General features: G+C 65.0%; 1 protein-coding gene and 1 pseudogene. Both read right to left on the bottom strand.

The genetic code is table 11. The features are described from left to right. Positions 1-77: 77 nt before the first annotated feature. Positions 78-995, bottom strand: a complete 918-nt coding sequence (gene ftsX / locus ACZ7HQ_RS45625) for a permease-like cell division protein FtsX (RefSeq protein ID WP_006124948.1) — start codon at positions 993-995, stop codon at positions 78-80. Between the two features lie 54 nt (positions 996-1,049). Then, positions 1,050-1,260 (bottom strand): annotated as a pseudogene (locus tag ACZ7HQ_RS45620) (cell division ATP-binding protein FtsE); the annotation flags it as partial.

Raw genomic sequence — 1,260 nt, 5'->3', positions numbered from 1 at the left:
CCAAGCGGTGAAGAGAGGCGTGGAACCCCCCCCTTGGGCCCCAGGCACGCCCCCCCCCCCGCCCCAGGGGGCACATGTCACACCTTCAGGTACTTGCGCAGCGCGAAGAGAGCGGCGACGGCGGGCATCAGCAGCCCGATCGCGAGCACCAGCGGAAGCTTGGTCAGGACCGCGTCCCAGCCGATGAAGTTGATCAGGTTCAGCTTCTCCTGGAGGGCGAGGCCGCCGTCGATCAGGAAGTACCGGCCGCCGAGCAGCATGGCGCAGGCCAGCACACCGCCGATCAGACCGGCGACGGCCGCCTCCATGATGAAGGGGGCCTGGATGTAGAAGCCGGAGGCCCCGACGAGGCGCATGATGCCCGTTTCACGTCTCCGGCTGAACGCGGAGACGCGCACGGTGTTGACGATGAGGATCAGCGCGATGACGAGCATCAGGATCATCACGTAGATCGCGACGACGTTCATGCCGTTCATCAGCTCGAAGAGGTTGTCCAGGATGGACCGTTGGTCCTGGACGGACTGCACCCCGTCCCGCCCGGCGAACGCCGTCGCGACGACCTTGTACTTCTGCGGGTCGTCCAGCTTCACGCGGAACGACTCCTGCATCTGGTCGGGCGTGATGTTGCCCGCCATCGGGGAGTCGCCGAACTGCTCCTGGTAGTGCTTGTACGCCTCGTCGACCGTCTCGAAGTGGACCGTCTGGACGGCGTCCATCTTCTCCAGATCGGCCTTGATCTCCGCCTTCTGCTCCTTGGTGACAGCCCCCTTGGCGCACTTGGGCATGTCCTTGGCGTCGTTCTTGTTGCAGAGGAAGATCGAGACGTTGACCTTGTCGTACCAGTAGTCCTTCATCGTGCTGACCTGCTCGCGCATCAGCAGCGCACCGCCGAACAGGGCGAGCGAGAGGGCGACGGAGACCACCACCGCGAAGGTCATCGTGAGGTTGCGGCGGAGACCGACGCCGATCTCCGACAGGACGAACTGGGCGCGCATGGCGTCCTTTCAGTACTCGATGCTCGAAATACACGAAGGGCCGCAGCCCCTCGGTCAGTGCTGGTAGCCGTAGACGCCGCGCGCCTGGTCGCGTACGAGACGGCCCTGCTCGAGCTCGATGACGCGCTTGCGCATCTGGTCGACGATGTTCTGGTCGTGGGTCGCCATGATCACGGTGGTGCCGGTCCGGTTGATCCGGTCCAGCAGCTTCATGATGCCCACCGAGGTCTGCGGGTCGAGGTTGCCGGTCGGCTCGTCCGCGATC

The sequence above is a fragment of the Streptomyces sp. NPDC037290 genome, from assembly GCF_055603245.1.
The sequence above is the reverse complement of the archived record's forward strand: the minus strand, read 5'-3'. Positions and strand labels throughout refer to the sequence as shown.

What these genes read in the sequence shown, in the direction of transcription:
- ftsX (WP_006124948.1), bottom strand. Translation starts at nt 995, where the DNA reads ATGCGCGCCCAGTTCGTCCTGTCGGAGATCGGCGTCGGTCTCCGCCGC.